We start from the raw sequence: 26,616 nt of genomic DNA on the forward strand, positions 1-26,616 counted from the left end.
GCGATAACTCAGCCGCCGGATCGGAAGATCGTCGAGAGAATGTTGCATTTTTCCCGTTGGAAAACACTTCTGATCTGGCTGGCCGCGTTTGCGGCCATCGTCATCGCTGCGCCCAATCTGCTGAGCGAAGCGCAGCGTTCCTCTCTGCCGGACTGGCTGCGGCACAATCGCGTGACGCTCGGTCTCGATCTGCAGGGCGGCTCGCACATCGTCCTGAAGGTCGAACGTTCCGATATCGTCAAGGACCGTCTTGAAGAGGCGGTCGCCAATGTGCGCACAGCGCTGCGCGGCGCCGGCATCCGCTATACCGGGCTGACCGGCAACGACCAGACAGTCACCGTCCGGATCACCGATCCGGCTGAGACCCAGAAGGCAGTCGGTCTCCTCAAGGCCCTGACGGCGGCCGGCGAACCCTCCGGACCTGGCGTCACGCTACAGCAAGGCGAAGAGGGGCAGCTCTCGCTGCAGATTTCCGATGCCGGCATCACCGCCGACGTCGCCGCCGCCCGGACCCGGTCGCTCGATATCGTCAGCCGCCGCATCGCCGGATTCGGCTATGAGAATTTCCTCGTTCGCCCCGACGGCGCCGACCGGATCGTTGTCCAGGTGCTGGGATCGGTCGATGCCGAACGGCTGAAGAACCTGCTGAACCAGCCGGCCAAGCTTTCCTTTCATCTGATCGACCCAAGCATGTCGGGGCAGGAGGCGCTGAACGGCCGCTGGCCGGCGACATCGCAGGTGCTCTATTCGCTCGACGATCCGCCGGTACCCTATCTCGTCGACCGCACGGCTTTCGTTGCCGGCAGCAACATGGTCGATATCGAGCCCGTCGTCGATCCGCAGACGCAGGATAGCTCGATTGCCTACCGCCTCGATGCCGAAGGCACGCGGCGGCTGGCCGAGGTGACGGGGCAGAATATCGGCAAGAACCTTGCCATCGTCTTCGACGACCAGGTGATGTCGGCGCCAAGCATCGATGCGGCGATCACCGGCGGCGAGGGTACGATTTCGGCGAACTTCTCCGAGGATGGCGTTCGCGACCTTGCGATCATGCTGCGCGCCGGCGCCCTGCCGGCGACGCTGACGAGCGTCGAGGAACGCAGCGTCAGCCCGAGATTCGGCGCCGACTCCATCTTCTCCGGCCTCATTGCCGGTCTCGTCGCCGTCGTGCTGGTCGCGGCATTGATGATCGCGCTCTACCGCATTCTCGGCGTCATCGCCGTCGTCTCGCTCGTCTTCAACCTCATCCTCATCATCGCGGTGCTCAGCCTTGCCGGCGCGACGCTCACCTTGCCCGGGATCGCCGGCATCGTGCTCATCGTCGGCATGGCGGTCGACTCCAACGTTCTGATCTACGAGCGCATCCGTGAAGAGGAGAAAACCGCCCATTCCTTTGCGGAGGCCGTCGGCCGTGGTTTCTCGCGTGCCTTCGCAACAATCGTCGACGCAAATGTCACGATCTTCATCGCCGCCATCATCCTCTTTTTCCTCGGCAGCGAATCCATCCGCGGTTTCGCAGTGACACTAGCGGTCGGCATCCTGACCACCGTCTTCACGGCTTTCACGCTGACGCGCTCGATCGTTGCCGCCTGGCTGAAAGGGCGCCATCCCCGGCATCTGCCGAAGAGCGTTCTGACCCATCTTTTCGAACACGCCAACATCCGTTTCATGGGCATCCGTCGGTACGTCTTTACGGCGTCGGCAATCATCTCACTGATCGCCATGGCCGCCTTTGCCACCGCCGGCCTGCGTCTCGGCATCGATTTCGCCGGCGGCTCGCTCATCGAGGTGACGGCGAAACAGGGCAATGCCGACCTTACCGATCTTCAATCACGCCTCAACGATCTCAACCTCGGCGCGGTCAGCGTCGAGCGCGCCGGCGGACCGTCGAATGCGCGCATCCGCATCGCCTCGCAGGGCGGCGGCGAGAATGCCGAGCAGTCGGCGGCGACGCTGGTGCGCGGCGAACTTGAAGGCGATTATGATTTTCGCCGCGTCGAGGTCGTCGGTCCCGCCATCTCTGGCGAATTGACGATGATGGCGACGCTCGGCGTGTTGGCAGCGCTGGCGGCGATTCTGATCTACATCTGGATCCGCTTCAAATGGCAGTTTGCGGTCGGCGCCATCGTCGCGACGCTGCACGACGTCATCATCATGCTCGGTCTCTTCGTTCTCACCGGTATGGAATTCAACCTGACGAGCGTCGCAGCCGTGCTGACCGTTGTCGGCTATTCCCTGAACGACACGGTCGTGGTCTATGACCGGATGCGCGAGAATCTGACGCGATATCGGAAGATGCCGCTGCCGATCCTGATCGACGCCTCGATCAACCAGACGCTGTCGCGCACCATTCTGACCGCGGCCACGACGCTGCTCGCCTTGCTCGCGCTCTATATTTTCGGGGGCGAGGTCATCCGCTCCTTCACCTTTACGATGCTCTTCGGCGTCGCTCTCGGCACCTTCTCTTCGATCTATATCGCCGCTCCTGTGCTGATCGTCTTCCGGCTGCGGCCGGAGAGCCCCGACGGGGAAGAGAGCAACAAAACGGATGCTGGTGTAAAATCCGGCACGGTGGTTTGAAACATGGCAAAAGGCATAGAAATCCGCGCCGCCCATTTCCCTGGGCGCGCGCCGATCGATACTTACGGCAATGGCGGCTTCCGCTTTGCCGATATGTCGCATCGCGGCTCGATCCTTTGCCTTCCTTCCGGCATTCATGGCTGGGATATGGACATGTCGAAACCGCTTTCGCCCGAAAATTTCCGCCGCGTGCTTGATGAGGCTGATGATATCGAGGTTCTGCTGGTTGGAACCGGAACCGAACTGCGCCGTCTGCCGGAGGAGTTGAAGCAGGCGCTGAAATCGCGCGGCATCGCCTCCGATCCGATGAGCACGGGTGCGGCGGTACGCACCTTCAATATCATGCTTGCCGAGCAGCGCGCCGTCGCCGCGGCACTGATTGCGGTCTGACGATGAGTGAAGCGAAGACGGCGACGAACCAGGAGATCTGCCTGGCGATGCTGCGTGACAGCGATCGCGACCGCTACCTTGCCTGCCTGCTGTCGCCGGAGGAAAAGCGCGGCGCGCTTGCAACTCTATACGCCTTCAATGCCGAATTGGCCCGCGTCCGGGATCTGGTGCACGAGCCGTTGCCCGGCGAGGTGCGGCTGCAATACTGGCGCGACCTGCTGGAAGGCAGCGCCCATGGATCGACTGCGGCCAACCCGGTCGCTTCAGCACTTCTGATGGCAATCGAAACCCATCGCCTGCCGCGCAAGACGCTGATCGACATGATCGAGGCCCGCACCTTCGATCTCTATGACGATCCGATGGAAACGCGTCTCTCGCTCGAAGGTTATGCCGGCGAGACGGCATCGGCCTTGATCCAGCTTGCAAGCCTCGTGCTGTCGCCTGAAGAGGCTGCACGATCGGCGAACGCGGCCGGTCATGCCGGTGTGGCCCAGGCGGTCGCCGGCCTGTTGCTGCTGATGCCGCTGCATCGCCGCCGCGGCCAGGTCTATATTCCGCTGCAGATCCTTACCGCCACCGGTCTTGACCGCGATGCCTTCCTCGCTGGTGAAGACAGGCCGCGCATCGCCGCCGCCATCGAGGCCTTCGCCGGCCTCGGCCGCGAACATCTGGCAAAGGCGAGGGCGGCAGGCCCAATCGCGCCGGCGGTCTTTTCAGCCTTCCTGCCTGCGACGCTTGCCGAACCGGTGCTCGTCAAGGCGCAGAAGCATGGCGCCGTCCTGTTCGACCGGCCGCTGCAGCCGCCGCAATGGCGCCGCCAGCTGAGTATGGCGCTCTCCTCAGTCCGCAGAAAAATCTGACGACCGGTCAAACTCGCGCAAGTCTCACGCGTTACAAGGCTTGAACCACTACTGCTTTGATCGGAGACTCGGCGTGGGCATTATCGTCTGGTGCGTTCTTTTCGCCATCGTCATCTTCTTTGCCTTCGTGGCAACGCGTATGGCCGCGCAGAACAAGGAAGATGGCCTGCATGACACGGGCCTCGCCATCATCGAGTTCGGCCGTGCCTTTCCGAACGAGGCGATCCGCCAGCTGCAGGCGACCGAGAACGGCCAGGCGATCTTCGTGCGCCTGCATGACAACAAGGCCGGCTTCATGCGTAACATGTCGCGCCATTTCGCCTGCCATCTGATCGAGCCGGGCCGCGTGCGCGTCGTCAGCTCGCCAACGGGCAGGGGCCTGGTGATCAATTTCCTCGATGCGCCCCATCACAATGGCGATTTCGAATTCGCTTCCGCCAAAGAGTCCTCGGAGGTCGCGCTCTGGCTGCTCGGCAACTACATCGCCGCGCCGGATAGGGACCTGCCGTCCGGCAATATTGCGGCGGCGAACAAGCAGTAGATCAGACGCGATCGATCAGGCGCTTTCGGCAAATGGCGAAGTCTGGCCGAGCCAGGCGGCGCAGTCTGTAAGGGCGCGCCGCGCGATCAGCTGCCGTTTCATGATCGTCTTGTCCTTGCCGCGGAAACGCTTGACGCCTTCGGGCTTGACGATCGAACCGGGCTGGAGCTCCGGAAACAGCCCGAAATTGATGTTCATCGGCTGAAACGAGCGTTTGCCCGGCTCCTCGTCGGTGACGATATGTCCGCCGGTAATATGGCCGAGCAGCGCGCCGAGCGCCGTCGTTGCCGGCGGCAGCGAGATTGCCTCGCCCTTGCGTTCGGCGGCGGCGAAACGGCCGGCCATCAGCCCGACGCTGGCGCTTTCCACATAACCCTCACAGCCGGTGATCTGGCCGGCAAAACGCAGGCCTGGCCGCGATTTCAAGGTTAGCGACGGGTCGAGCAAAGTGGGGGAGTTGATATAGGTGTTGCGGTGCAGGCCGCCGAGGCGGGCGAATTCCGCATTTTCCAGCCCCGGGATCATCCGGAAGATTTCCGCCTGCGCGCCATATTTCAGCTTCGTCTGGAAGCCGACCATATTGTAGAGCGTGCCGAGCGCATTGTCCTGGCGCAGCTGAACGACGGCATAGGCCTTGACCGTCGGGTTATGCGCGTTGGTCAGCCCCATCGGCTTCATCGGTCCGTGACGCAGCGTCTCGCGGCCGCGTTCGGCCATGACCTCGATCGGCAGGCAGCCGTCGAAATAAGGCGTGCCTTCCCATTCCTTGAAACCGACTGCGTCACCCGATATCAGCGCGTCGACGAAGGCATTGTACTGCGCCTCGTCCATCGGGCAATTGATGTAATCCTTGCCGGTGCCGCCGGGGCCGACCTTGTCGTAGCGCGACTGGTACCAGCAGATATCCATGTCGATGCTTTCGCGGTAGACGATCGGCGCGATGGCGTCGAAGAAGGCGAGCGAATCCTTGCCGGTTTCCGCCTGGATGGCGCTTGCGAGCGACGGCGCCGTCAGCGGCCCGGTGGCGACGATGGCAAGATCCCAGTCAGCAGGCGGCAGGCCGGTGATTTCCTCGCGTACGACGGTGATGAGCGGGTGGTCATCGATTGCCTTGGTCACCGCTTCGGAGAAGCCGTCGCGATCGACGGCGAGCGCGCCACCGGCCGGAACCTGATGCCGGTCGGCAGTGGCCATGATCAGCGAGCCAGCCATGCGCATCTCGGCATGGATGACGCCGACGGCGTTGCTGGTCGCATCGTCGGAGCGGAAGGAATTGGAGCAGACCAGTTCGGCAAGGCCGTCTGTTTTATGCGCATCCGTGCCGCGTACCCCGCGCATTTCATGCAGGATAACGGGGACGCCGGAACTGGCGATCTGCCAGGCGGCTTCCGAGCCGGCGAGCCCGCCGCCGACGACGTGGATGGGGGAATAGGAAGAGATCGTGTTCATCCCGGGCTGATATCATGTCGGCAGGTGCGATCCAACACCCCGGAATCAAAAACGGCGCCTTGCGGCGCCGTCTTGGGAGCATCACGCTCGCTACTAGCGGGCCGTTAACGGCCGGCTAATTAGCGAAACGAGCGGGATGCGATATTGCGGATGTCGTAACGGCTGACGCCGATATCGGACAGGGTCTGGTTCGAAAGGCCGCCGAGTTCGTTGAGCGTACGGCGGTAGCTGAGCCAGCTTTTTGCAATGCGGATCGGGTTCATTGTCTTTTTCCTCAAACATATGTCCGCTGGATGGCGGGATCGCCTATCTCTCTGCGGTTGATGTTTATATAGGCGAGAACCGTCTTATTGTGCAGTGCAAATAATTGGCGTCTGCCATGCAATTGTGCAATGTGATGCCCGCCAATTAAGCGGTGAATATTTTTTAAGCGGGCTAACGAGCCGGGAAAACATGCAACCGCCGCGGCAGCTGTATGCAGACAAAAGAAAACGCCCGCTGTGGGTACAGCGGGCGTTTCAACCGAGGACGATCCTGCTTGGGAGGAGCAGCGGATCGCCTGGAATTAGCGGGCAGAAGCCTCACGGGCAACGCGATGGATGTCCGAACGGTCGATGCCGAGATCGTGCAATTCGCGGTTGGTCATGCGGCCAAGTTCCGTGACCGTCTGACGATACTTGCGCCAGTTATTGAAAGAGCGAGAGAAATTCATGTTAAGCCCCTTTCTGAGGGTTTCATCTGCCAGCAGCCACCGATCGGCGCTGACCTCTATTTGATGACCGGAATATATGTTGCGGCGCAAAAGACTAAAACAGCCAAGTTTTCAGATCACCTATGCGACTGATGCAATGCTTTGGGGGTATTTGACGCAGGCTCGCCGCTTTTTGGTCAACGAATAGGCAGAATGATTTTAAAGGGATCAATCTGGCTAGGTGCTCGAAACAGGTGCCGCTGCTCAAAAAGGCTTCTCCCTCCGGCGGTTCTGCCCGTGCATCCGCTCCACCGAGGCATTTCGCTCGCATTGAAAGCCGCCCGCTTGTCCGCAGCGTCGGCGGGAGCGGTGTGACAGCAGTGCGGCACGACGGCGCCAAGCGGCGGAAAACCTGGGTCGCCAATGCTTCAATTGCATTGTTGCTCAACAAAAACGCCCACCGGGGGAGGATCCGGCGGGCGCATTATGGTGACTGGCAACTGGGAGGAGGAGTGTTGCCAGCCTATCATAGCGCGCTGGGAGGAGGAGTGCGCAGCTACGAATATCGTCAGGGACAAAGAGATCCGAGGGCGTCCGGCAGAGCCGGGCAGGGGCGCCATCCCCGTGCTTCGATGTCTTTATAAATAGTATGACTAATGATTATTTTGCAGTGCAATAATTTCATGAGTGGTTTGCAGTGGGTGCATACCTCTCCGTCCATATGCTTATATTAGCGCTTCTGGCGTTATCGGCCAGTTAACGCGCGATACAAGTTAGACCAATGAGGAAGTTGTATTTTGTCGCAGGGGCGTTTGCGAAGCCCCATGCTGAGTCTATAACGGCATAGGCCGCAGCGCCGCAGTCGGCATTGCGGAAATGAGGGGTGGAGCATGTATCGCGGCAGATTGGAGCGGGATCTCTCGCTCTGGGTGGGCAAGGGCCTGCTGGGGCAGGAAACGGCAGGTGCGCTTCTCGCCGAATATGACAGCCGCCCGGCAAGCTTCAGCCTCGGCAGGGTGCTGATGGCGCTGGCGGCGCTGCTGCTGGCAGCCGCCATCCTGCTGGTCGTCGCCTCCAACTGGGAGGCCATTCCGCGCCTCGTCCGCGTCGGCGCCATCCTGGCCCTGATCTGGGTGGTGCACATCGCCGCCGCCCGGATGCTCGCCCGCGGCGCGAGGGCGGCGGCAAGCGGCCTGCTGATCATCGGTGCGATGAGCTTCGGCGGCGCCATTTCGCTGGTTGGGCAGATGTATCATCTCTCCGGCGACGAGCAGACGGTGATGTATCTGTGGTTCGCCATCGCGACGATCTCGGCCATCCTGTTCCGTTCGGGCGCGGTTGCCGTCGTCGCCGGCTTCCTCTCCTGGGCGTCCTTTGCCGTTTATCTCGAGAATTACGACAGCCATTGGATCGGGCTCGATCCCTGGATGGCGCCCGTCATGGCGGCGATCGTCATCGCGCTGGTGCGGTATACCGGCGCCGAGCGGGCCCGCCATCTCGCCTATCTGCTGCTGATCGGCTGGCTTGCCTGGCTCTATGCGCTTTATGAGGAGATTGCCGTGGCGCTCGCCTTCGCAATCGGCGGCATGGCGGCCTTTGTCCTGACGGCGTTGCCAACCCGGCCTGTTGCCTCCCTGGTCAGGAGCGCCGGTGCGGCCCCGGCCTTCTACAGCTTCCTCGTCGCTGCGATCGGCTTCCTGCTGCTGCATATCGAGATCGAGGACGGCTGGCGGCTGGTGGTGCTCGGGGTGGCGACGCTTGGCGCTTCGGTGCTGGCGATCGCTCTGCATGGCAGGGACAACGGCGCGGTGCGTTATCTCGCTTATACGACCTTTGCCGCCGAGATGCTTTATCTCGCCTCCGTGACTGTCGGATCGATCCTCGGCACGTCGAGCCTCTTTCTCTTCTCGGGTCTCTTCGTCGCGCTGGTTGCGTGGATCGTCATTCGTCTCGAACGGCGCTTTTCGGCCAATGCACAGGGGGAGCGCGCATGAACTCGCTGATGGCAAGGCTGCAGTCCGGCAGGGGCTATCTGTTTTCGGCAATCATCGTCGCCGGCCTGCAGACCGTGATCCTCGGCACGATCATCCAGAGCCGGGCATCGATCCTCAACAATGGCGCCGAGGTGCTGCTGAAGACGGCGCCTGTCGATCCGCGCGATTTTCTGCGCGGCGATTATGTCGTCTTGAACTATGATATTTCCTCGGTGCCGGTGCAGACGGTGTCCGGCGGTATCCCGGCAGAGCCCGGCGAGCGCACTCTATGGGTTCGGTTGAAGAAGCAGGAGGACGGTTTCTGGACAGTGGCCGAATCGTCGTTTCACCAACTGCCGCCACTGCCGGAGACCGTGATCCTGCGCAGCCAGCCATTCTACGGTGGCGGATTTGCTGCCGGCGACAGCATCCGTGTCGAATATGGCATCGAGCGCTATTATGTTCCCGAGGGCGAGGGCAAGCCAATCGAGGAGGCCCGCAATAATGGCAATGTCGCCATTTCAGTGCGTGTCTCGCCGGCCGGCAGCGCGCAGATCCGCAGCCTAGTCGTCGACGGCAAGCCGGTTTACGACGAGCCGCTCTACTGATCCGGCGGCAGCTCGGAAGAGGCCGGCCTGCGGGCCGCAAATCCCCTGTCATTTGCCGTTCATTTTTCCTTTGCCTCGACCAAATCGGGTGATATAGAGACGCCGCGCTCCGGAAGGCCTCATGCGCAGGCATAGGCATGCGGTTCTGTGGACGCGGGTATGGTGAAATTGGTAGACACGCCAGATTTAGGTTCTGGTGCCGCAAGGCGTGGGAGTTCAAGTCTCTCTACCCGCACCAGGCTGTTTGCAGGGGGAGACTAAGAACTTAGTTGTCCCCGAATGACGAAGGTTGTTCCGAATACTCGGAAGTGAGTGCCGTTCCCCGTTTGGCGGAATGATACAGGAATTGGGAAAAGCCACGCGCGGCACGCTGCCGGCGTCGTGCTCATCGAAACGAACGGCGTCTGGGCACGGCCGCCACGACATGAAGGTAGGAAGACATGCAGGTTATCGAAACGCTCGCTGAAGGGCTGAAGCGCGAAATCAAGGTCGTTATCCCGGCCAAGGACATGCAGGACAAGATGGATCAGCGTCTTGCCGATGTGAAGGACAAGGTCCGCATCAACGGCTTCCGTCCGGGCAAGGTACCCGCTGCTCACCTGAAGAAGGTCTACGGCAAATCGATCATGGCCGAGCTCGTCAACGAGATCGTCCGCGAGCAGCCGGCCGCCATCCTCTCCAGCCGCGGCGAGAAGTCGGCCACGCAGCCGGAAATCGCCATGACCGAGGACAAGGACGAAGCCGACAAGATCCTCGCCGCCGAGCAGGATTTCGAATTCACGCTCTCCTATGAAGTGCTGCCGCCGATCGAACTGAAGTCGGTCAAGGGCATCAAGGTCACCCGCGAAGTCATCGACATCGCCGACGACGAAGTCACCGAGCAGGTCCTGAAGGTTGCCGAAAGCGCCCGCGCTTACGAGACCAAGACCGGCAAGGCCGCTGACGGCGACCGCATCACCATGGATTATGTCGGCAAGGTCGATGGCGAAGCCTTCGAAGGCGGCACCGACCAGGGCGCCGAACTGGTGCTCGGCTCCGGCCGCTTCATCCCGGGCTTCGAAGACCAGCTCGTCGGCGTCAAGGCCGGCCAGGAGAAGACCATCACCGTGACCTTCCCGGCCGACTATCCGGCCAAGAACCTCGCCGGCAAGGAAGCCACCTTCGACGTATCGGTCAAGGATGTTGCAGCGCCTGGCAAGGTTGAGATCAACGACGAACTCGCCTCCAAGCTTGGCATCGAATCCGCCGATCGCCTGAAGGAAATCGTCCGCGGCCAGATCGAATCGCAGTACGGTTCGCTGACCCGCCAGAAGCTGAAGCGTCAGATCCTCGACCAGCTCGACGAGATGTATAAGTTCGAAACCCCGGCCTCGTTGGTCGATGCCGAATATAACGGCATCTGGAACCAGGTGAACAACGACCTCGCTCAGTCTGGCAAGACCTTCGAGGACGAAGACACGACCGAAGAGAAGGCACGTGAGGAATACAAGACGCTCGCCGAGCGTCGCGTCCGCCTCGGCCTCGTTCTCTCCGAAATCGGCGAAAAGGCCGGCGTCGAAGTCACCGAAGACGAGATGCAGCGCGCCATCTACGATCAGCTGCGCCAGTATCCGGGCCAGGAAAAGCAGATCCTCGAATTCTTCCGCAGCCAGCCGGGTGCCGCCGCTTCGATCCGCGCGCCGATCTTCGAAGAGAAGGTCATCGATCATCTGCTGACCGAAATCGACGTCACCGACAAGAAGGTGACCAAGGAAGAACTGCTCGCCGAGGAAGAAGGCGAAGCGAAGGCCGAGACCAAGAAGGCTGCCCCGAAGAAGAAGGCTGCCGCCAAGGCCGAAGCTGCCGACGCCGGTGAAGGCGAAGAAGCCGCTCCGAAGAAGAAGGCTGCTCCGAAGAAGAAGGCAGCTGACGAAAGCGCCGAATAATCGCTTCTCAGTTCTGAACTCTGCAAGGCCCCGCCATCGTGCGGGGCCTTTTGCTATCTCGGCCGCCTTCTCGATTATTGAGATTTATTCACGGCAACAACAAATAGTTGCAATGAAGTATAATTCGATGCAGATTTCATTGATGGTGGGAGGACCGGACAATGACCGTAAAAGATGACATGAAGAAACGCGTGGAAGAAATCTACGCTGTGCGCGACCGAGGCGATATCGAGGGCACGCTGGCGCTGATTGGTGAGGATTGCACCTTCCGGATGGCCGGCAATACACGGTTGGCGCCTTTTTCAACTGAAGCCGGCGGCCATGCCTTTCGGCAAGTGATAGAGCAACTCATCACTGTGTGGGATCTATCCAAGGTCAGTACAGCCGGCATCTATGTGGACGAGGACGAGCATATGGTCTTCGCCCATCGCGAAGGTGAGGTCAGGCACATCCCATCGGGTGTGAGCTTCTATACGGAATTCGTCGACAAGATCCATTTCAAGGATGGGAAACCGGTCAAGATCGTCGAATTCGTCGACACGCTGCAAGTGGCTGAGACCACCCGGATCATCCAGTTCGCTTAAAGCCGCGGAGCTGATAAAGCATGTCGCGCAAAGGTGTGCCGCGGTTTTCCCAGGCAAAGCGCGAAGCGCTTTTGCGGCAACGACATGCATCAAAGCAAAGAGCTAAAGCCCGTCGCATGAAACAAGTTCGATGCGACGGGCTTTAGCGCGAATTGCAGCTCAATGCCGCGTCAGCTCCGCGACTTTCCTCACATGGCTAACGGCCGCAGCGCCGCCGGCTGTTTTGGTAAAGAGGCTGAGTGTCTCTTCCTCGTCATCGGCAACCGGCGTCAGGGCCTGATCCATATAGGTCTTCGACTTGGCATCCCGTGAAATCAGGAATGCCGAAATCGTCAGCCCGACGATCGTGCCGGCGAGCGAAGCATGTTTTCTGAAGGTTTCCCAGGCAAAACGCGGCCAGAAGACCAGCGGATTTTCGCGCGGCAGATCCGGGCGCCGCTCTGAAGGTGTCTTCAGGCGCAGGAGACCGCTCTGCAGCGGATGCACGTTTTCCAGCGGCACGGTGGTTGCGAAAGAGACGAGAACCTTGACGAGCCTTGCGAGCGGAACGCCGGTCGCCACAGCCCGGCGCAGCAGCGTCTTCATATGATCAGGCGAATAATAGAGCGACCAGGCCTCGTGGTAGATGTCTTCCCACTCCTGCTTGCTCATCTGCGGATGCGCGGTGCAGACGTGCTCGACATCGTAGATGTTGAGATCGGCGTCCATCTCGACGCCCTTCTTCCACAGCACCTGATGGTCCTCGGAGCCGGGCAGCGGCGTCAGGATGAAGAATTCGATGACGTCGAGCGGCAGCTCTTCCTGGATGATCGCGATGTCGCGGCGGATCGACTCCGGCGTGTCGGCCGGGAAGCCCAGGATATAACCGGCGAGCGTCATGATGCCCTGCGCCTTCCAGGCGAGCAGCATCTTGCGATATTCGGTGATCTTGTTCTGGTTCTTCTTGGCGGCGGTCAGGTTGTTGGGATTGACGTTTTCGAGGCCGATGAAGACGCGGGTGACGCCGGCGCGCCTGGATTTCTCGATGAAATTGGGGATCTTGTGGCAGAGCGTATCGACTTGGATCATCAGGCCGAGCGGGATGCCGTCCCGCTCCTTGAGCTCGATCAGCCGGTCGAAGATCGCTTCCCAATCCTTGTTGCGGGCGAAATTATCATCGGTGATGAAGAATTTGTGGATGCCCTGCGCCCAGTTCATCCGCACCAGCTTTTCGACGTCGTCGGCCGAGCGGAAGCGTGACTTGCGCCCCTGCACATTGATGATGGTGCAGAACGAACACTGATAGGGACAACCGCGCCCGGCATCGAAGCTGGTGCTGAGCCCGAGCGTGCGCTGGATATTGTCCTTCGGCAGGAAGGGAACCGGCGTGCCGCCGATGCCGGGGAGGTCGTTCATGAAATTGTAGAGCGGCTTCAGCTCGCCGTTTGCCGCGTCGCGCAGCACCATATCGAGCCGGCCCTCGGCCTCGCCGGCAAACATCGAAATGCCCATGTCGCGGCAGGCGTCGAGCCCGACCGCCTTGCCATCCAGCATCGACAGGCAGCCGGAAACATGGAATCCGCCGATGGAAACCGGCAGGTCGGCATCGCGGAACGGCCGGGCGATATCGAGCGCGCGGGGATACTGGTTGGTCTGGACGCCAACGAGCGCGATCATGCCGAAATTGTCGTGGCGCTTGAACTGTGCGAGCAATCCGGCGAAGTCGATCCGCGTATTGGTCTCGTCGATGACGGTGATGTCGATCGCCGTATCGGGCCCGAGCACCTTGCGCTCGGCGCATTCGGCGGCGATGCCGTAGAGAGCCGCGAGTGAATTGGAGGGAATCATCGCCCGCCACCAGCGGATGACGTAACCATCATCGTCATAATGCGACGGCTTGATCAGGATCAGCTGAAAACGTCGGCGCGCAGCTTCCAAGACATGGGACAAGAGTATCTATCTTTCTTCAGAAGCTTTTGCCGGAGCAAAATAGTGTTGAAGGCATATATCAGGCATCACGTATAAATGCGATTCAGGCGGTCAAACTAAGGCGTAAAACGCGGCAATGCACGCAAAACGCTACGCACGGCAATTCCTCAATATACTACCCGATATCGAGCAGCAATGCGCGGTGGTCGGAGACCTCGGGTGCCTCGACCACCTCGAACCTGGCAATGTTCACCCCCGGTGTCACCAGCATGTAATCGGCAAAGCGGCCCTGCTTCAGATAGTAGGAGGTGCGCGTGTCTACAAGGCTGTTGCCGGTGACGAGATCGGAAAGTCCCAATCTGGCGAGAATCGGAAAGGTCGTGCTGTCGGGCAAGATGTTGAAATCGCCGCAGACAACGAGCCCTTCGTTGCCGGGCCAGATCCGCTCGATGAGCGCAACCAATGCCGCAGCCTGCTCTTCGCGCGCCGGCGTGTCGCTCTTGCCGGCGGGATCCCGCAGGCCATGCATGTGGGCGATGGTCAGGCTGGAAGCGTGCTCATGGCTGAAGACACGGATGCAATGGGCGTTCCGCGGACGCGGATGTTCGCCCCAGCCATTGGTGGAAAAACTGCCATGCACGAAGTCCAGCCCCTGGGCGATGACCGAATGCGATTTGCGCACGAAGGTCGCCAACCCGAATTCGGCGGCAATGGCGGTTTCGCCGTTAAACAGCGCGCCTCTCGATGTCGGGCAGAAGAAGCCGTCGTGGCCGGGCAGGGCGGCGCCGATCTCTGCAAACAGATTGGCGCGCTGCGGCAGCTCCAGCCCCGCATCCCGATAGATCGACCATCCCTCATCCGCACCCGGCGCCCGCAGCACCTCCTGCAGGCACAGCACATCTGCATCGGCCTGGCTGACATAGTCGATCAGGGGCTCATGCAGCCTGCCGCCCCAGGCGTTCAGCGAAATGATGCGCAATGCGGTTCGGCTCCGTTGTTAGCGGCCGGATTTAGACAGCGGTTCTGCCGTCCAAGCGATGCGTTTAAAGTTCCGACTTGATATCGCCCATCCGGTTCCAGGCATCGAGGCCCGCGATCTTGTAGGCTTCGGCAAGCGTCGGATAGTTGAAGGTGTTTTCGACGAAATATTCGACCGTGCCTTTGAGATTGAGCACCGCCTGGCCGATATGCACCAGCTCGGTGGCGCCTTCGCCGACGATATGCACGCCGAGCAGGCGGCGCGTCTTCAGCGAGAAGATCAGCTTCAAAAGCCCGGTGTCGAGGCCCATGATATGACCGCGCGAGGTCTCGCGGAAGCGGGCGATGCCGCATTCATAGGGAATGCCGCGCTCCTTCATCTCTTCTTCGGTCAGGCCGCAGGTGGAAATCTCCGGCACGGCATAGATCCCATAGGGGAAATATTTCGGCGGCTCCTTGGCGACCGCGCCGATCGCGACGCGGGCGGCGATGCGGCCCTGTTCCATCGAGGTCGAGGCAAGGCTCGGGAAGCCGACGACGTCGCCGGCGGCGTAGACGTTGGCAACCGATGTCTGGAACGTTTCCGGATTGACCTTGAGCCGGCCGCGGCTGTCGGCTTCGAGGCCGATGGCCGGCAGGTTCAGCGCGTCGGTCGCCCCCATGCGGCCGGCGGCGAACAGCACCATGTCGGTCGTCAAACGCCGTCCGCTGTCGAGCGTCAGCTCGACCTTGCCGTCCTCAAGCGTCTCCACTTTGTCGGCCTTCTGGCCGAGCAGCAGCTTCATGTTGCGGTCGCGCAGCTGGTAGGTGAAGTCCTCGACGATTTCCTTGTCGATGAAATCCAGCATCGTCGCCTTCGGATCGATGACGGTGACGGCCGTGTCGAGCGCGCTGAAGATCGTCGCATATTCGATGCCGATGACGCCGGCGCCGATGACGACCATCGAGCGCGGCAGTTCCTGGATATCGAGCAACTCGTCGCTGTCGAGAACGGTCTTGCCGTCGAAGGGGATGTAATCCGGGCGGAACGGCTTCGTGCCGACGGCAAGCAGCACACTGGCGGCGGTGACCTGGGTGATCTCGCCGTCATCCTTGACCACCTGCAGCGTCGACGCATTGATGAAGCTCGCCTTGCCGCGAATATGCTGCACGCGGTTGCGGGCGAACTGGTGTTCCAGCACCTCGACCTCGTGGTTGAGCGTGATCAGCAGGCGGCGGCGCAGATCATCCGCACTGATCTCTTCCTTGACGCGGTAAGACCGGCCGTAGAAGCCGCGTTCGCGCCAGCCGGAAAGGTTGAGCGCGGTCTCGCGCAGCGTCTTGGAGGGGATCGTGCCGGTATGCACGGAGACGCCGCCGACGCGTTTTCCCTGCTCGATGACAAGCACTTTCTTGCCGAGTTTCGCAGCCTGGATCGCGCCGCGGCGCCCTGCAGGACCGCTACCAACCACAACGAGATCGTACTGAAGCATCACCTGGCCCCGGATTGAAAAGGAATCATTGCGCCGCGAAATGTCGCCCCTTTATCGGTAACCGGTCAATGTTACAGATTGTTTTACGACCGCCGTTTCAGCCGGACCTGTATCAGCGTCAGGCTCTTCAGGCCGACATCGCCGTTCTTGCCGATGATGATGTGGTCATGGACGATGATAGCAAGTGCTTTCGCCGCGTCGATGATCACCATCGTCAAATCGATGTCAGCGCGCGACGGCTTCAGATGAGCTTCAGCCCCTTCAGGCTGACATGCCCGTCCTTGCCGATGATGACGTGGTCGTGGACGGTGATGTCGAGCGCCTTGGCCGCGTCGATGATCACCTTGGTCATGTCGATGTCGGCGCGCGAGGGCGTCGGATCGCCGGAGGGGTGGTTGTGGACGAGGATCATCGCCGTTGCCGAAAGCTCGAGCGCGCGTTTGACCACTTCGCGCGGATAGACCGGCGTGTGGTCGACCGTGCCGCGGCCCTGCACCTCATCGGCGATCAGCACGTTGCGCTTGTCGAGGAAGAGGATGCGGAATTGCTCGCGGGTCTCGTGGGCCATGGCGGCATGGCAATACTGGATCACCGACGACCAGGAGGAGAGCACCTGCTTGTTCCTGAGCTCGCTCTTCAGGGTCCGCTGCGCCACGGTCGAGATCAGCTTCAGGTCGAGCGCCACGGTCTCGCCGATACCCTTCACCTCCGTCAGCAGCGCCGCAGGCGCGCCGAAGACGCCGGAGAGCGAGCCGAACCGTTCGATCAGCGCCTTGGCGATCGGCTTGGTGTCGCGCCGCGGGATCAGGCGGAAAAGCAGGAGTTCGAGGATTTCGTAATCGGCAAGCGCGGTGTCGCCCTGCTCGCGGAAGCGGTCACGCAGCCGTTCGCGATGGCCGTGATAATGTTCCTGGCCGGCGAGCGAGGCGGGCAGGGCGGTCTTGGCATCCGGCACGGACGGTTTTTGCGGGCGTCCGCCGAAGAACGAGCGTTCGTCTGCGGCAACAGGCTCTTCAATCGCAAAAGGCAGCTCGTCGTCGGAAGATGTCGCAACAGGCCCCTTCGCCATCGCATCGTCACCCGGCAAACGACGGCAGGCCGGGGCGGTCGAGCCCGCCTGGCGACAGGGTGAAGATCTCGCAGCCCTCGGAGGTGACGCCGACGGTGTGTTCGTACTGCGCCGAAAGCGACCGGTCACGGGTGACCGCCGTCCAGCCGTCGGCCAGCACCTTCACATGCGGCCGGCCGAGATTGATCATCGGCTCGACGGTGAAGATCATGCCTTCGCGCAGCTCCGGCCCCTCATTGGCGCGGCCGTAATGCAGGATATTCGGCGAATCGTGGAACAGCCGGCCGACGCCGTGGCCGCAGAAATCGCGCACCACCGAGCAGCGCTCGGCCTCCGCATAGGTCTGGATCGCCTCGCCGATCGCGCCGGTGCGGGCGCCCGGCCGGACGGCGGAAATGCCGCGCATCAGCGATTCATAGGTAACCTCGAGCAGCCGCTCGGCGGCGCGCTTGATCGTGCCCACAGGATACATCCGGCTGGAATCGCCGTGCCAGCCGTCGAGCACGAAGGTGACGTCGATATTGACGATATCGCCTTCGCGCAGTGGCTTGTCGTTCGGAATGCCGTGGCAGACGACGTGGTTGATCGAGGTGCAGGTCGATTTGGTGTAGCCGCGATAGTTCAGCGTTGCCGGGTGGGCGCCGTGATCCATGCCGAAATCGAAGACGAACCGGTCAATGTCGTCGGTCACCAGCCCCGGCTTGACGATGTCGGCCAGCGCATCGAGGCAGCGCGCCGTCAGCTGGCATGCCCTGCGCATGCCCTCGAATGCTTGCGCGTCGTAAAGCCGGATGGCGCCCGTATTCTTCGAGGGCGCGGAAGAGGCTTCGATATAGTTCACCATTGCAGGGCCTTAGCGGAGAATATTAGAATTGTTCATAATGCAGCTATGCCGGGTTCGTCCATCGCGATCAACCGTCGGGGCGAGATTTCTGAAAGGATTCGGCCCGACTTCCGCACGCCGGTTGATGCCGAGTTCGATGGTCGCGGATGAATATCGGCAATCTTCTCAAGGTGATAGGTTGATAGAATGAAGCCTACCGAAGGCGGATGATTTGCCGGAGCCGTTCGGCCCACCAAGGATGGTGCACGTCAATTCCGGCATGAAGCGATTGCTACCTTACCGTAGCAGGAGCGCGATCCTGGATATGCTCACGTCTCGCCCGATCCTTGGCTTCGTTCTGCCGATCCTTGGCAGAGATCGTCAGACCCATGCGACGGCTTTCGGCCAACGCTTCCCGGCCGATTTGCTTGAGCGCTTCCTTGTTTTCCCGATACTTCCGCAACAGCATCTGCAATCTCCTATTCGCTACCAACATAATGCGACAGGCCGTCGGCTGCAAATTTCTCTTGTTCCAGGTTCCGCCCGCAAACAACACCGGTTGCAACAGGTCGCGGGAGACGGCTTTTAAGCCCTTTCGCCGGGTAACCCAACCACGGATCGCCTGCCGGTCCTCAGTCGCTGTCAAATCATCGGCCAGGACGCAATATCCACAATCTTCTCAAGAGGATAGGATTGATTGCATGAAACCTCCCCGCTACTCACCGATTGGTGACAGCGGGGAAGGGTCGTTCGTGCTTGATGAAGCGGTGAAACTTGAAAATTTGCCTGAGGCCGGCGGCGAGCCGGAGCGGCGCGTCCGGGATCGCGGCGCCACGGAGCGCGCCATCCTGGTTGCCGCCAAGGGCCTGCTGGCCGAGGAGGGCTTCCAGAATTTCGGTATCAATGCGGTCGCCCGCCGCGCCGGTTGCGACAAGCAGCTGATATATCGTTATTACGGTGGTCTCGACGGGCTGGTCGAGGCGATCGGCGCCGATCTCGGCACATGGGTGAGGGATCGCATCCCGGAAGATGCCGGCGGCATGTTCCTGCTCACCTATGGCGACCTGATGGAGCGGTTGGCGCTTCTCCTGCTCGACGCCCTGAGGAACGATCCGCTGATGCGCCGCATCCTCGCCTGGGAGATATCTGAGAACACCGAGCAGGTGAGGCGGCTTTCCGAGGCGCGTTCGAAGGCGCTCGCTCTGTGGCTGGAGCGCATGCGCGGCTCGCTGGCACCGCCGAAGGGCGTGGATGCGGTGGCCGTCAATGCCGTCATCATCGCGGCGATCCAGCACCTCGTGCTTGCCGCCGCAAGCGGCGGACAATGCGCCGGTCTGTCGCTGAAGACGCCGAAGGACTGGGAGAAGGCGGCGACGGCGCTGAAGCGCATCGTGCGCGGCATCTACGGCTGATACCTGCCTTATCCACAGGGGGCGGCTACGGCGTTAACCTTAATGAATGGTTTACGTTGCCTGGCCTCGGCTAACCCGACAGTGTGGGGGAGAGCAGAGATGGAATGAGTGAGAGCCCCCGAGTTGACGTCCATGGGAACCAGGATCGCCAAAGCCGCCTTTCTTTTGACGGCGATGATGTTCTTCGCAGTCCTGGCGCTGGATATCGCAATTCCGACGCTGGTGCTGTGCATCATGGCATTGTCGACCTGGTTGGTTTCCCTCGATCTGCCCGTCGCGCGCAAGCATGGAGGTGAGGCCGCATGAAGTGGTTTCTGATCTTCTGGGCCGGCCCCATCGTCTTTCTGGGCGGATGGTATTGGCTCTCTTATTACGACATGAACTTCGGCATCTTCATGCTGACGCGGCAGGTGCATGACCTGACGTTCCAGCTGTATGGCGAGGCGCTCGGCATCCCGCCGGAGAGCATCCCGCCGCTCGTTGCCCGCACGATCGCCGTCGACAGTCTCGTCGTCTTCGCCATCCTCGGCTTTCGGAAACGCAAGTCGATCATCGCCTGGTGGAAGGCGCGTCAGCTGAATTCGTCTCCATCGGATCTCGCCAGCAAGGAAAGCCTGTCGAGCGCGCCCTGAAGGATGAAGCTTGCGGCGGCCGAATCGATCCGTTCGGCCCGCTTGGCGCGCGAGACGTCCATTTCAAGCAGCGTCCGTTCGGCGGCGACCGTCGATAACCGCTCGTCCCAATAGACAAAGGGCAGCGCCGTCTTCTGCTCCATATTGCGCACGAAGGCGCGCGTCGCCTGCACCCGCGGGCCTGCCGATCCGTCCATATTCATCGGCAGGCCGATGACGAAGCCCGCGACCTTTTCCGATTGTGCGAAATCCAGCAGCGCCTGCGCATCGATGGTGAATTTGACGCGCCGGATCACCGGGCGGGGCGTGGCGAAACGCCGCCCGAGATCGGACATCGAAAGCCCGATCGTCTTGGTGCCGAGATCGAGGCCGGCAATTGCCTGCCGCGGGGCAAGCGTCTCGGCCATTTCCTCGATCGTCAGCACCGTCATCGCCAATTCATCCCGTCAAAAGAAATTGAAGTCGCCGCCGCTTTTCTTTGCTGCTGCATGAGATATGTCCATAGAGCATGATGCCGAAAAGTGTGAGCGGTTTTCGGACGACATCATGCTCCAATTCTTTGATTGAGATGCGGATTCAGATTTTAGGCAGATCCAGCCTAAAATCATCCGGATCTCCCCAAACCGTTTTTTGCATCACGTAATAAAGGAGAGATTTCATGAAGATCACCTGGCTTGGCCATTCCGCCTTCCGCATCGAGACCGGAAAGGCGACGATCCTACTCGATCCCTTCCTCAGCCATAACGCCTCCTTTTCCGGCCAGGATATCAAGGATGTCTCGTCAGGCGTCACTCATATCCTGCTGACGCATGGCCATGGCGACCATGTCGGCGATACGGTGGCGCTTGCCAAGGAAACTGGCGCCGTCGTTCTCGCCAATGCCGATCTCGCCGCCTGGCTCGGCTCCAAGGGCGTCGACAAGATCGAGATGGGCAATACCGGCGGCACGATCGCGCTCGGCAGCTTCTCCGCGACCTTCACCAACGCGCTGCACTCGTCTGCCCAGATTACCGAGGACGGCGTTTCGCATGCGCTCGGCAATGCCAACGGGCTGATGCTGCACTTCGATGACGAAGCCTCGGTCCTCGCCATGGGTGACACCGACATCTTCGCCGACATGGCCCTGATCAACGAATTGCACCAGCCCGATATCGGCCTGGTGCCGATCGGCGACCGCTTCACCATGGGCGGCGCCGTGGCCGCACTCGCTTGCCGGCGCTATTTCAACTTCAAGACGGCGATTCCCTGTCACTTCGGCACCTTCCCGATCATCGAGCAGACGGCCGATAAATTCGTTGCCGGCATGGAGGGATCGAAGACGGATGTGAAGGCGCTGAAGCCCGCCGAGAGCCTGTCGATCTGACGAAATCCCGTTGCACCGGGCGGACATGGCCTTTATAGCGGGTAGGAAAAATCCCATCCGGAGAATGCCATGTCCGTCGACCTTGCCACCGTGAAGCGCGTTGCCCACCTTGCCCGTATTGCCGTCTCCGAGGACGAGGCAAATCGCATGGTCGGCGAGCTGAACGGCATCCTGGGCTTCGTCGAGCAGCTCTCCGAAGTCAATGTCGATGGCGTCGAAGCGATGACATCGGTCACCCCGATGGCGATGAAGAAGCGGACGGATGCGGTGACCGACGGCAGCAAGGCCGCCGATATCGTCGCTAATGCGCCCGTCACCGACCACAATTTCTTCCTGGTGCCGAAAGTCGTCGAATAAGGCTTCAAGCCTCTTTCCGACCCCTGTTGCCATTTTCAGATCTGAAGCGAAAACATCATGAGCGAACTCACCAGCCTGACCATTGCCGAAGCCCGCCTTAAGCTGCGCGCCAAGGAAATCACCGCACTCGAACTGACCGAGGCCTATATCTCGGCGATCGATGCGGCCAACGGTCATCTGAACGCCTATATCAAGGTGACGCCGGATCTCGCCCGGCTGATGGCGAAGAACTCCGACGAGCGCATCGCTGCCGGCAAGGCGGGCGAACTCGAAGGCATTCCGCTCGGCATCAAGGATCTCTTTGCCACGGTCGGCGTCCACACCCAGGCCTGCAGCCATATTCTCGATGGTTTCGAGCCGCGCTATGAATCGACCGTCACGCAGAACCTCTGGGATGATGGCGCCGTCATGCTCGGCAAGCTGAATATGGATGAGTTCGCCATGGGCTCCTCCAACGAGACCTCGCATTATGGCGCGGTGATCAATCCCTGGCGTGCCGCGGGCTCCAACCAGCAGCTCGTTCCCGGCGGCTCTTCCGGCGGCTCGGCCGCGGCCGTCGCCGCCCATCTTTGCGCCGGCGCCACCGCAACCGATACCGGCGGCTCGATCCGCCAGCCGGCCGCCTTCACCGGCACTGTTGGCATCAAGCCGACCTACGGCCGCTGCTCGCGCTGGGGCACCGTCGCCTTCGCCTCCTCGCTCGACCAGGCAGGCCCGATCGCCCGCGACGTGCGCGATGCCGCGATCCTCTTGAAGTCGATGGCCAGTGTCGACGCCAAGGACACGACATCGGTCGATCTGCCGGTGCCGGATTACGAGGCAGCCCTCGGCCAGTCGCTGAAGGGCATGAGGATCGGCATTCCCAACGAATATCGTGTCGACGGCATGCCTGAAGAGATCGAGACCCTCTGGCGCCAGGGCATTGCCTGGCTGAAGGATGCCGGCGCCGAAATCGTCGACATCTCTCTGCCGCACACCAAATACGCGCTTCCGGCTTATTACATCGTCGCCCCCGCCGAGGCATCCTCGAATTTGGCGCGTTACGACGGCGTGCGTTACGGCCTGCGCGTCGACGGCAAGGATATCGTCGACATGTACGAGAAGACGCGCGCCGCCGGCTTCGGCAAGGAAGTCAAGCGCCGCATCATGATCGGCACCTATGTGCTGTCGGCCGGTTATTACGATGCCTATTACATCCGTGCCCAGAAGGTCCGCACGCTGATCAAGCGCGATTTCGAACTCGCCTTCGACGCCGGCGTCGACGCCATCCTGACGCCGGCCACCCCGTCGTCCGCCTTCGGCGTCGCCGATGAGAACCTCGCTTCCGACCCGGTGAAGATGTACCTGAACGATATCTTCACGGTCACGGTCAACATGGCCGGCCTGCCGGGCATCGCCGTGCCCGCCGGTCTCGACCAGAAGGGTCTGCCGCTCGGCCTGCAGCTGATCGGCAAGCCCTTCGATGAGGAAACCCTCTTCAAGACAGCTCATGTCATCGAGCAGGCGGCCGGCCGGTTTACGCCGGCCAAGTGGTGGTAACAGGCCTCACGATCCGGCTCTTCCAGAGCATGCCGTCGAATGCGAAAAGGTGCATCTTTAAAGCGGTTGGCTGATCGATAACGGGAATCAGGAGGAGCTTATGGCGAGCAATGATCTCGGGCGGCTGATTGAGGCAGCGGATCGCCTGGCCGCCGGCGGCTTCACCATGGGTGCGGATTGGCAGGCGGTACACGAAATCTGCCAGCGCCACGAAGGCGAACAGCCGTTCGACTGGGGCCATGCGCTCTGCCATCGCATCGAGGGCGACGACTGGAACGCCGATTACTGGTATCGCCGCGCCGGCAAGAGACGCGGCACGAGCACGATGGCCGAGGAATGGTCGGCGATGCGGATGGAACTTTCTGCAAAGGTCTGAGGCTAAAGCCTGACCGCGCCGGTTAGAGACGCGGTCAGGATTATTGACTGCTACCTGTTATTCAGCTGCGACCTGACCAGCTTCAGCCCTCTTTCGGTGATCCGGTAGGGCTGGCCGCTGGAGGACTTGATGGCTCTCAGCCGCTTCAGCCTGCGGAAGAGATCGAGGTCGACGCCGGGATAGAGCCAGCCGTCGCGGGTGAAGCAGCTGACCGCCTCGATCTTCCTGTCGTCGTCGCGGGAAATTTCGATGCGGCCGCCTTGGGCCATGAGATGCAGGATGCGCTGATCCGTGCGGGAAATGTCCATGTGTTGAGATCCGGTATCGCGCCCGACAGGGCGCACAAAAACGATCTGGCGCTCTTTCGAACGTCAGGGCTTCGTTTTTTCGGGCCCATACGCGCAAGCGGACTTGCGGGCAGGGCCTTTACCGGGTCTGTGACAGGCTCAACATAAGATTTTTTTTATTTCGCGCGCAAAAGGCGGTCAAGACCGTACTCGCCGATCAAACCGGTCGAAAACCGCAGTTTCCAGCCATCATCTCCCTGGGGGCACTGGTAAATTCGCCGACTCAATGGTCTAGTTGCGGGGTAACGCGGAGGTGTCGTTGATCCACATTCGCAATGCCCGCGACGGCGAAGCGGAGCTGTTGAGCGAGATCGGGCTGAGGGCCTGGCAAAAAGCGATGGCGTCGATCGGCGAATCGGACGCGATGATCGATGCAGCCCGCAACGCCTTTCGCAACTTCGTGGAAAACGACTGGCTGACCATCACCGTCGTCGAGCAGAACGGCCAGGTCGCGGGCTGGGCGGCGCGCGAAGGTCTGGATGAAACCATCTCGGATTTCTGGATCGATCCCGCCTTCACCCGCCAGGGACTTGGCTCCGCCCTTCTTGAGCGCATCGAAAAGGAGATCGCCGATCGAGGCTTCGAGAAGGCGGCGATGCAGACCCATTCCGGCAACAACGAGGCGATCGGTTTCTTCCGCAAGCACGGCTACAGCATCCACTGGCTCTCGGTCGCCTATAATCCGAAGCTCGACCGCGACGTGCCCTCGGTCGGGCTGACGAAATCGCTGGTTTCGGACGGCCAGGGTGGATACGGGCAGGAATTCTGACGCTTCAAAAATCCTGGAGAGGGAAAACGCGCCATTCCGGCACGAAGATCAGCACCGCGACCAAGGCACCGTGCAGGATCAGGATCGCCGCCAGGATCGACCGGAACGGCTCCTTTCTCGTCTTGTGCCGCAGCAATTGCTGGGCCGCCACCGCGCCGAGGCTGCCGCCGATCAGCGCAAGCGTCAGAAGCGTGCGCTCGCTGATCCGCCACCTGCCATCGCGCGCCGCCTGCTTGTCGAGGAAATAGATCGAGAAGACGAGGAGGTTCAGCGCCAGAAACGGTGCGGCCCATTTGGTGATATCGATGATCGTCATGCGGCAACTCTATCGCGCCTCGGTTAACCCACGGCAAATGTCGCTGCCAGCCGTCAAACCACGCCGCACGCCATGGCGAAAGCCTTGCACGGGCACGCCATTTCCTTTACCTCACCAATGGAAAAGAACAGCCTGCAAAGAGTATCAGATGACCCTTGTCGACGTCCGCACGCCTGATCCGAAACGCTTCATCCCCGGCGCCACCGGCGACTGGGAAGTCATCGTCGGCATGGAAGTCCATGCCCAGGTGCTCTCCAATTCGAAGCTCTTCTCCGGTGCCTCGACGGAATTCGGCAAGCCGCAGAATTCGAACGTCTCGCTGGTCGATGCCGCCATGCCCGGCATGCTGCCTGTTATCAACGAGGAATGCGTCAGGCAGGCCGTGCGCACCGGTCTCGGGCTGAAGGCTCAGATCAACAAGCGCTCGCTCTTCGACCGCAAGAACTATTTCTATCCCGATCTGCCGCAGGGCTATCAGATCTCGCAGTTCAAGGATCCGATCGTCGGCGAGGGCAAGATCGTCATTTCGCTCGGGCCGGACCGCCAGGGCCAGTTCGAGGATATCGAGATCGGCATCGAGCGCCTGCACCTGGAGCAGGATGCCGGCAAGTCGCTGCATGACCAGCATGCGACCATGTCCTATGTCGATCTGAACCGCTCCGGCGTGGCGCTGATGGAGATCGTCTCCAAGCCCGACATGCGCTCGTCCGACGAAGCCAAGGCCTATATGACCAAGCTGCGTTCGATCGTGCGCTATCTCGGCACCTGCGACGGCAATATGGACGAAGGCTCGATGCGCGCCGACGTCAACGTCTCGGTGCGCCGCCCGGGCGAAGCTTTCGGTACGCGCTGCGAGATCAAGAACGTCAATTCCATCCGCTTCATCGGCCAGGCGATCGAATACGAAGCCCGCCGCCAGATCGGCATTCTCGAGGATGGCGGCAAGATCGAGCAGGAGACGCGGCTCTTCGACCCGAACAAGGGCGAGACGCGTTCGATGCGCTCCAAGGAAGATGCGCATGACTACCGTTATTTCCCGGATCCGGACCTGCTGCCGCTCGAATTCGACGATGCCTTCGTCACGGCGCTGGCAGCCGATCTGCCGGAATTGCCTGACGACAAGAAGGAGCGCTTCGTGCGCGAGCTCGGCCTGTCGATCTACGACGCCTCGGTGCTCGTCTCCGAAAAGGCGATCGCCGATTATTTCGAAGCCGTGGCCGCGGGCCGTGACGGCAAGATGGCGGCAAACTGGGTGATCAACGATCTGCTCGGCGCGCTGAACCGCACCGGCAAGGATATCGAGCAGACGCCGGTCTCGCCGGCCCAGCTCGGCGCTATCATCGATCTCATCAAGGCTGGAACCATCTCCGGCAAGATCGCCAAGGATCTCTTCGAGATCGTGCTGGCCGAGGGCGGCGATCCCACCGAGATCGTCGAAGCGCGCGGCATGAAGCAGGTGACCGATACCGGCGCCATCGAAAAGGCCGTGGACGAGATCATTGCCGCCAATCCCGATCAGGTGGAAAAGGTCAAGGCGAAGCCGACCCTGGCCGCATGGTTCGTCGGCCAGGTGATGAAGGCGACCGGCGGCAAGGCCAATCCGCAGGCCGTGCAGGCGCTCGTCAAGGCGAAGCTCGGCATCGAGGAATAAGCG

Annotated in this window: 30 protein-coding genes and 1 tRNA gene; 19 read left to right on the forward strand and 12 right to left on the reverse strand. The window is 61.2% G+C overall.

The features are described 5' to 3' along the window. Positions 1-39 precede the first annotated feature (39 nt). The 4 genes from secDF (at position 40) to AF337_RS25140 (ending at position 4,371) form a co-directional block, all read left to right on the forward strand. Complete coding sequence (gene secDF / locus AF337_RS25125) at positions 40-2,580, forward strand: protein translocase subunit SecDF (RefSeq protein ID WP_049734272.1); 2,541 nt, start codon at positions 40-42, stop codon at positions 2,578-2,580. A 3-nt stretch (positions 2,581-2,583) separates the two neighbouring features. Then, complete coding sequence (locus AF337_RS25130; RefSeq protein WP_003573530.1) at positions 2,584-2,970, forward strand: Mth938-like domain-containing protein; 387 nt, start codon at positions 2,584-2,586, stop codon at positions 2,968-2,970. Between the two features lie 2 nt (positions 2,971-2,972). Beyond that, positions 2,973-3,830: a phytoene/squalene synthase family protein gene (locus AF337_RS25135; protein WP_049734273.1), complete on the forward strand. Its 858-nt coding sequence runs from the start codon at positions 2,973-2,975 to the stop codon at positions 3,828-3,830. A 73-nt stretch (positions 3,831-3,903) separates the two neighbouring features. Beyond that, positions 3,904-4,371: a hypothetical protein gene (locus AF337_RS25140; RefSeq protein WP_049734274.1), complete on the forward strand. Its 468-nt coding sequence runs from the start codon at positions 3,904-3,906 to the stop codon at positions 4,369-4,371. Between the two features lie 15 nt (positions 4,372-4,386). On the opposite strand, the gene trmFO is transcribed toward AF337_RS25140, so the two are convergent. The 3 genes from trmFO to AF337_RS40805 form a co-directional block, all read right to left on the reverse strand. Further along, positions 4,387-5,820, reverse strand: a complete 1,434-nt coding sequence (gene trmFO, locus AF337_RS25145) for a methylenetetrahydrofolate--tRNA-(uracil(54)-C(5))-methyltransferase (FADH(2)-oxidizing) TrmFO (RefSeq protein ID WP_049734275.1) — start codon at positions 5,818-5,820, stop codon at positions 4,387-4,389. Positions 5,821-5,939: 119 nt separating this feature from the next. Then, on the reverse strand, positions 5,940-6,083 hold the full coding sequence (locus AF337_RS40800) for a DUF1127 domain-containing protein (protein WP_003573524.1): 144 nt from the start codon (positions 6,081-6,083) through the stop codon (positions 5,940-5,942). A 302-nt stretch (positions 6,084-6,385) separates the two neighbouring features. Further along, entirely contained in the window at positions 6,386-6,532 is a 147-nt protein-coding gene (locus tag AF337_RS40805) for a DUF1127 domain-containing protein (protein ID WP_003558908.1), read from the reverse strand. Positions 6,533-7,401: 869 nt separating this feature from the next. Here AF337_RS40805 and AF337_RS25155 point away from each other — a divergent pair. The 5 genes from AF337_RS25155 (at position 7,402) to AF337_RS25175 (ending at position 11,601) form a co-directional block, all read left to right on the forward strand. Further along, a complete protein-coding gene (locus AF337_RS25155) occupies positions 7,402-8,505 on the forward strand; it encodes a DUF2157 domain-containing protein (protein WP_049734277.1) in 1,104 nt (367 codons plus the stop codon). Continuing rightward, positions 8,502-9,092 carry a GDYXXLXY domain-containing protein gene (locus AF337_RS25160; RefSeq protein ID WP_049734278.1) on the forward strand — a complete coding sequence of 197 codons (591 nt, stop codon included), beginning with the start codon at positions 8,502-8,504 and terminating at the stop codon, positions 9,090-9,092. Before AF337_RS25155 ends, AF337_RS25160 begins: the two co-directional genes overlap by 4 nt. Positions 9,093-9,245: 153 nt before the next feature. Further along, positions 9,246-9,330: transfer RNA gene (locus AF337_RS25165), tRNA-Leu, on the forward strand. A 202-nt stretch (positions 9,331-9,532) separates the two neighbouring features. Further along, a complete protein-coding gene (gene tig / locus AF337_RS25170) occupies positions 9,533-11,017 on the forward strand; it encodes a trigger factor (protein ID WP_049734279.1) in 1,485 nt (494 codons plus the stop codon). A gap of 161 nt (positions 11,018-11,178) precedes the next feature. Continuing rightward, positions 11,179-11,601, forward strand: a complete 423-nt coding sequence (locus tag AF337_RS25175; protein ID WP_049734280.1) for a nuclear transport factor 2 family protein — start codon at positions 11,179-11,181, stop codon at positions 11,599-11,601. 159 nt (positions 11,602-11,760) lie between these two features. Here the strand turns inward: AF337_RS25175 and AF337_RS25180 are convergent, their stop codons facing one another. The 6 genes from AF337_RS25180 to map all read right to left on the reverse strand — a co-directional run bounded on the left by AF337_RS25180 (position 11,761) and on the right by map (position 17,872). Continuing rightward, positions 11,761-13,530 (reverse strand): B12-binding domain-containing radical SAM protein, encoded by a 1,770-nt coding sequence (locus tag AF337_RS25180; RefSeq protein ID WP_049734281.1) that lies wholly within the window; start codon positions 13,528-13,530, stop codon positions 11,761-11,763. A 154-nt stretch (positions 13,531-13,684) separates the two neighbouring features. After that, positions 13,685-14,488, reverse strand: a complete 804-nt coding sequence (locus AF337_RS25185) for an endonuclease/exonuclease/phosphatase family protein (RefSeq protein WP_049734282.1) — start codon at positions 14,486-14,488, stop codon at positions 13,685-13,687. Between the two features lie 64 nt (positions 14,489-14,552). After that, the gene (gene sthA, locus AF337_RS25190; RefSeq protein ID WP_049734283.1) at positions 14,553-15,959 is read right to left on the reverse strand and encodes a Si-specific NAD(P)(+) transhydrogenase; all 1,407 of its coding nucleotides are present in this window, start codon (positions 15,957-15,959) and stop codon (positions 14,553-14,555) included. 83 nt (positions 15,960-16,042) lie between these two features. Continuing rightward, positions 16,043-16,171: a DNA repair protein RadC gene (locus AF337_RS40810; RefSeq protein WP_425287897.1), complete on the reverse strand. Its 129-nt coding sequence runs from the start codon at positions 16,169-16,171 to the stop codon at positions 16,043-16,045. 29 nt (positions 16,172-16,200) lie between these two features. Next, positions 16,201-17,028, reverse strand: a complete 828-nt coding sequence (gene radC, locus AF337_RS25195; RefSeq protein ID WP_049734316.1) for a RadC family protein — start codon at positions 17,026-17,028, stop codon at positions 16,201-16,203. Between the two features lie 7 nt (positions 17,029-17,035). Beyond that, on the reverse strand, positions 17,036-17,872 hold the full coding sequence (gene map, locus AF337_RS25200) for a type I methionyl aminopeptidase (protein ID WP_049734284.1): 837 nt from the start codon (positions 17,870-17,872) through the stop codon (positions 17,036-17,038). 211 nt (positions 17,873-18,083) lie between these two features. On the opposite strand from map, the gene AF337_RS43775 reads away from it, so the two are divergent. The 4 genes from AF337_RS43775 to AF337_RS25215 all read left to right on the forward strand — a co-directional run bounded on the left by AF337_RS43775 (position 18,084) and on the right by AF337_RS25215 (position 19,895). Then, positions 18,084-18,440 carry a hypothetical protein gene (locus tag AF337_RS43775; protein WP_167347799.1) on the forward strand — a complete coding sequence of 119 codons (357 nt, stop codon included), beginning with the start codon at positions 18,084-18,086 and terminating at the stop codon, positions 18,438-18,440. 163 nt (positions 18,441-18,603) lie between these two features. Then, positions 18,604-19,263: a TetR/AcrR family transcriptional regulator gene (locus tag AF337_RS25210; protein ID WP_049734286.1), complete on the forward strand. Its 660-nt coding sequence runs from the start codon at positions 18,604-18,606 to the stop codon at positions 19,261-19,263. Positions 19,264-19,395: 132 nt separating this feature from the next. Next, on the forward strand, positions 19,396-19,569 hold the full coding sequence (locus tag AF337_RS43780) for a hypothetical protein (RefSeq protein ID WP_167347801.1): 174 nt from the start codon (positions 19,396-19,398) through the stop codon (positions 19,567-19,569). After that, positions 19,566-19,895 carry a DUF6105 family protein gene (locus AF337_RS25215; protein ID WP_049734287.1) on the forward strand — a complete coding sequence of 110 codons (330 nt, stop codon included), beginning with the start codon at positions 19,566-19,568 and terminating at the stop codon, positions 19,893-19,895. Before AF337_RS43780 ends, AF337_RS25215 begins: the two co-directional genes overlap by 4 nt. On the opposite strand, the gene ruvX is transcribed toward AF337_RS25215, so the two are convergent. Further along, positions 19,835-20,326 carry a Holliday junction resolvase RuvX gene (gene ruvX / locus AF337_RS25220; protein WP_049734288.1) on the reverse strand — a complete coding sequence of 164 codons (492 nt, stop codon included), beginning with the start codon at positions 20,324-20,326 and terminating at the stop codon, positions 19,835-19,837. The genes AF337_RS25215 and ruvX overlap by 61 nt on opposite strands. Before the next feature lie 227 nt (positions 20,327-20,553). On the opposite strand from ruvX, the gene AF337_RS25225 reads away from it, so the two are divergent. The 4 genes from AF337_RS25225 to AF337_RS25240 all read left to right on the forward strand — a co-directional run bounded on the left by AF337_RS25225 (position 20,554) and on the right by AF337_RS25240 (position 23,530). Further along, entirely contained in the window at positions 20,554-21,258 is a 705-nt protein-coding gene (locus tag AF337_RS25225) for a metal-dependent hydrolase (RefSeq protein WP_049734289.1), read from the forward strand. Between the two features lie 69 nt (positions 21,259-21,327). Next, a complete protein-coding gene (gene gatC, locus AF337_RS25230; protein WP_049734290.1) occupies positions 21,328-21,615 on the forward strand; it encodes an Asp-tRNA(Asn)/Glu-tRNA(Gln) amidotransferase subunit GatC in 288 nt (95 codons plus the stop codon). A gap of 57 nt (positions 21,616-21,672) precedes the next feature. Then, positions 21,673-23,154, forward strand: a complete 1,482-nt coding sequence (gene gatA / locus AF337_RS25235) for an Asp-tRNA(Asn)/Glu-tRNA(Gln) amidotransferase subunit GatA (RefSeq protein ID WP_049734291.1) — start codon at positions 21,673-21,675, stop codon at positions 23,152-23,154. A gap of 100 nt (positions 23,155-23,254) precedes the next feature. Continuing rightward, positions 23,255-23,530, forward strand: coding sequence for a hypothetical protein (locus AF337_RS25240; RefSeq protein ID WP_049734292.1), 276 nt, complete (start codon positions 23,255-23,257; stop codon positions 23,528-23,530). 50 nt (positions 23,531-23,580) lie between these two features. Here the strand turns inward: AF337_RS25240 and AF337_RS25245 are convergent, their stop codons facing one another. Continuing rightward, on the reverse strand, positions 23,581-23,838 hold the full coding sequence (locus tag AF337_RS25245; protein ID WP_049734293.1) for a YjhX family toxin: 258 nt from the start codon (positions 23,836-23,838) through the stop codon (positions 23,581-23,583). Between the two features lie 298 nt (positions 23,839-24,136). Between AF337_RS25245 and AF337_RS25250 the strand changes: the two genes are divergently transcribed. Beyond that, positions 24,137-24,646, forward strand: a complete 510-nt coding sequence (locus tag AF337_RS25250; RefSeq protein WP_049734294.1) for a GNAT family N-acetyltransferase — start codon at positions 24,137-24,139, stop codon at positions 24,644-24,646. Positions 24,647-24,650: 4 nt separating this feature from the next. On the opposite strand, the gene AF337_RS25255 is transcribed toward AF337_RS25250, so the two are convergent. Then, a complete protein-coding gene (locus AF337_RS25255; RefSeq protein ID WP_049734295.1) occupies positions 24,651-24,962 on the reverse strand; it encodes a DUF1294 domain-containing protein in 312 nt (103 codons plus the stop codon). Positions 24,963-25,110: 148 nt separating this feature from the next. Here AF337_RS25255 and gatB point away from each other — a divergent pair, with 148 nt between their 5' ends. After that, complete coding sequence (gatB, locus tag AF337_RS25260; RefSeq protein WP_049734296.1) at positions 25,111-26,613, forward strand: Asp-tRNA(Asn)/Glu-tRNA(Gln) amidotransferase subunit GatB; 1,503 nt, start codon at positions 25,111-25,113, stop codon at positions 26,611-26,613. Positions 26,614-26,616 lie beyond the last annotated feature (3 nt).

Origin of the sequence: Rhizobium ecuadorense, assembly GCF_001187535.1 — a bacterium.
Lineage (GTDB): Bacteria > Pseudomonadota > Alphaproteobacteria > Rhizobiales > Rhizobiaceae > Rhizobium > Rhizobium ecuadorense.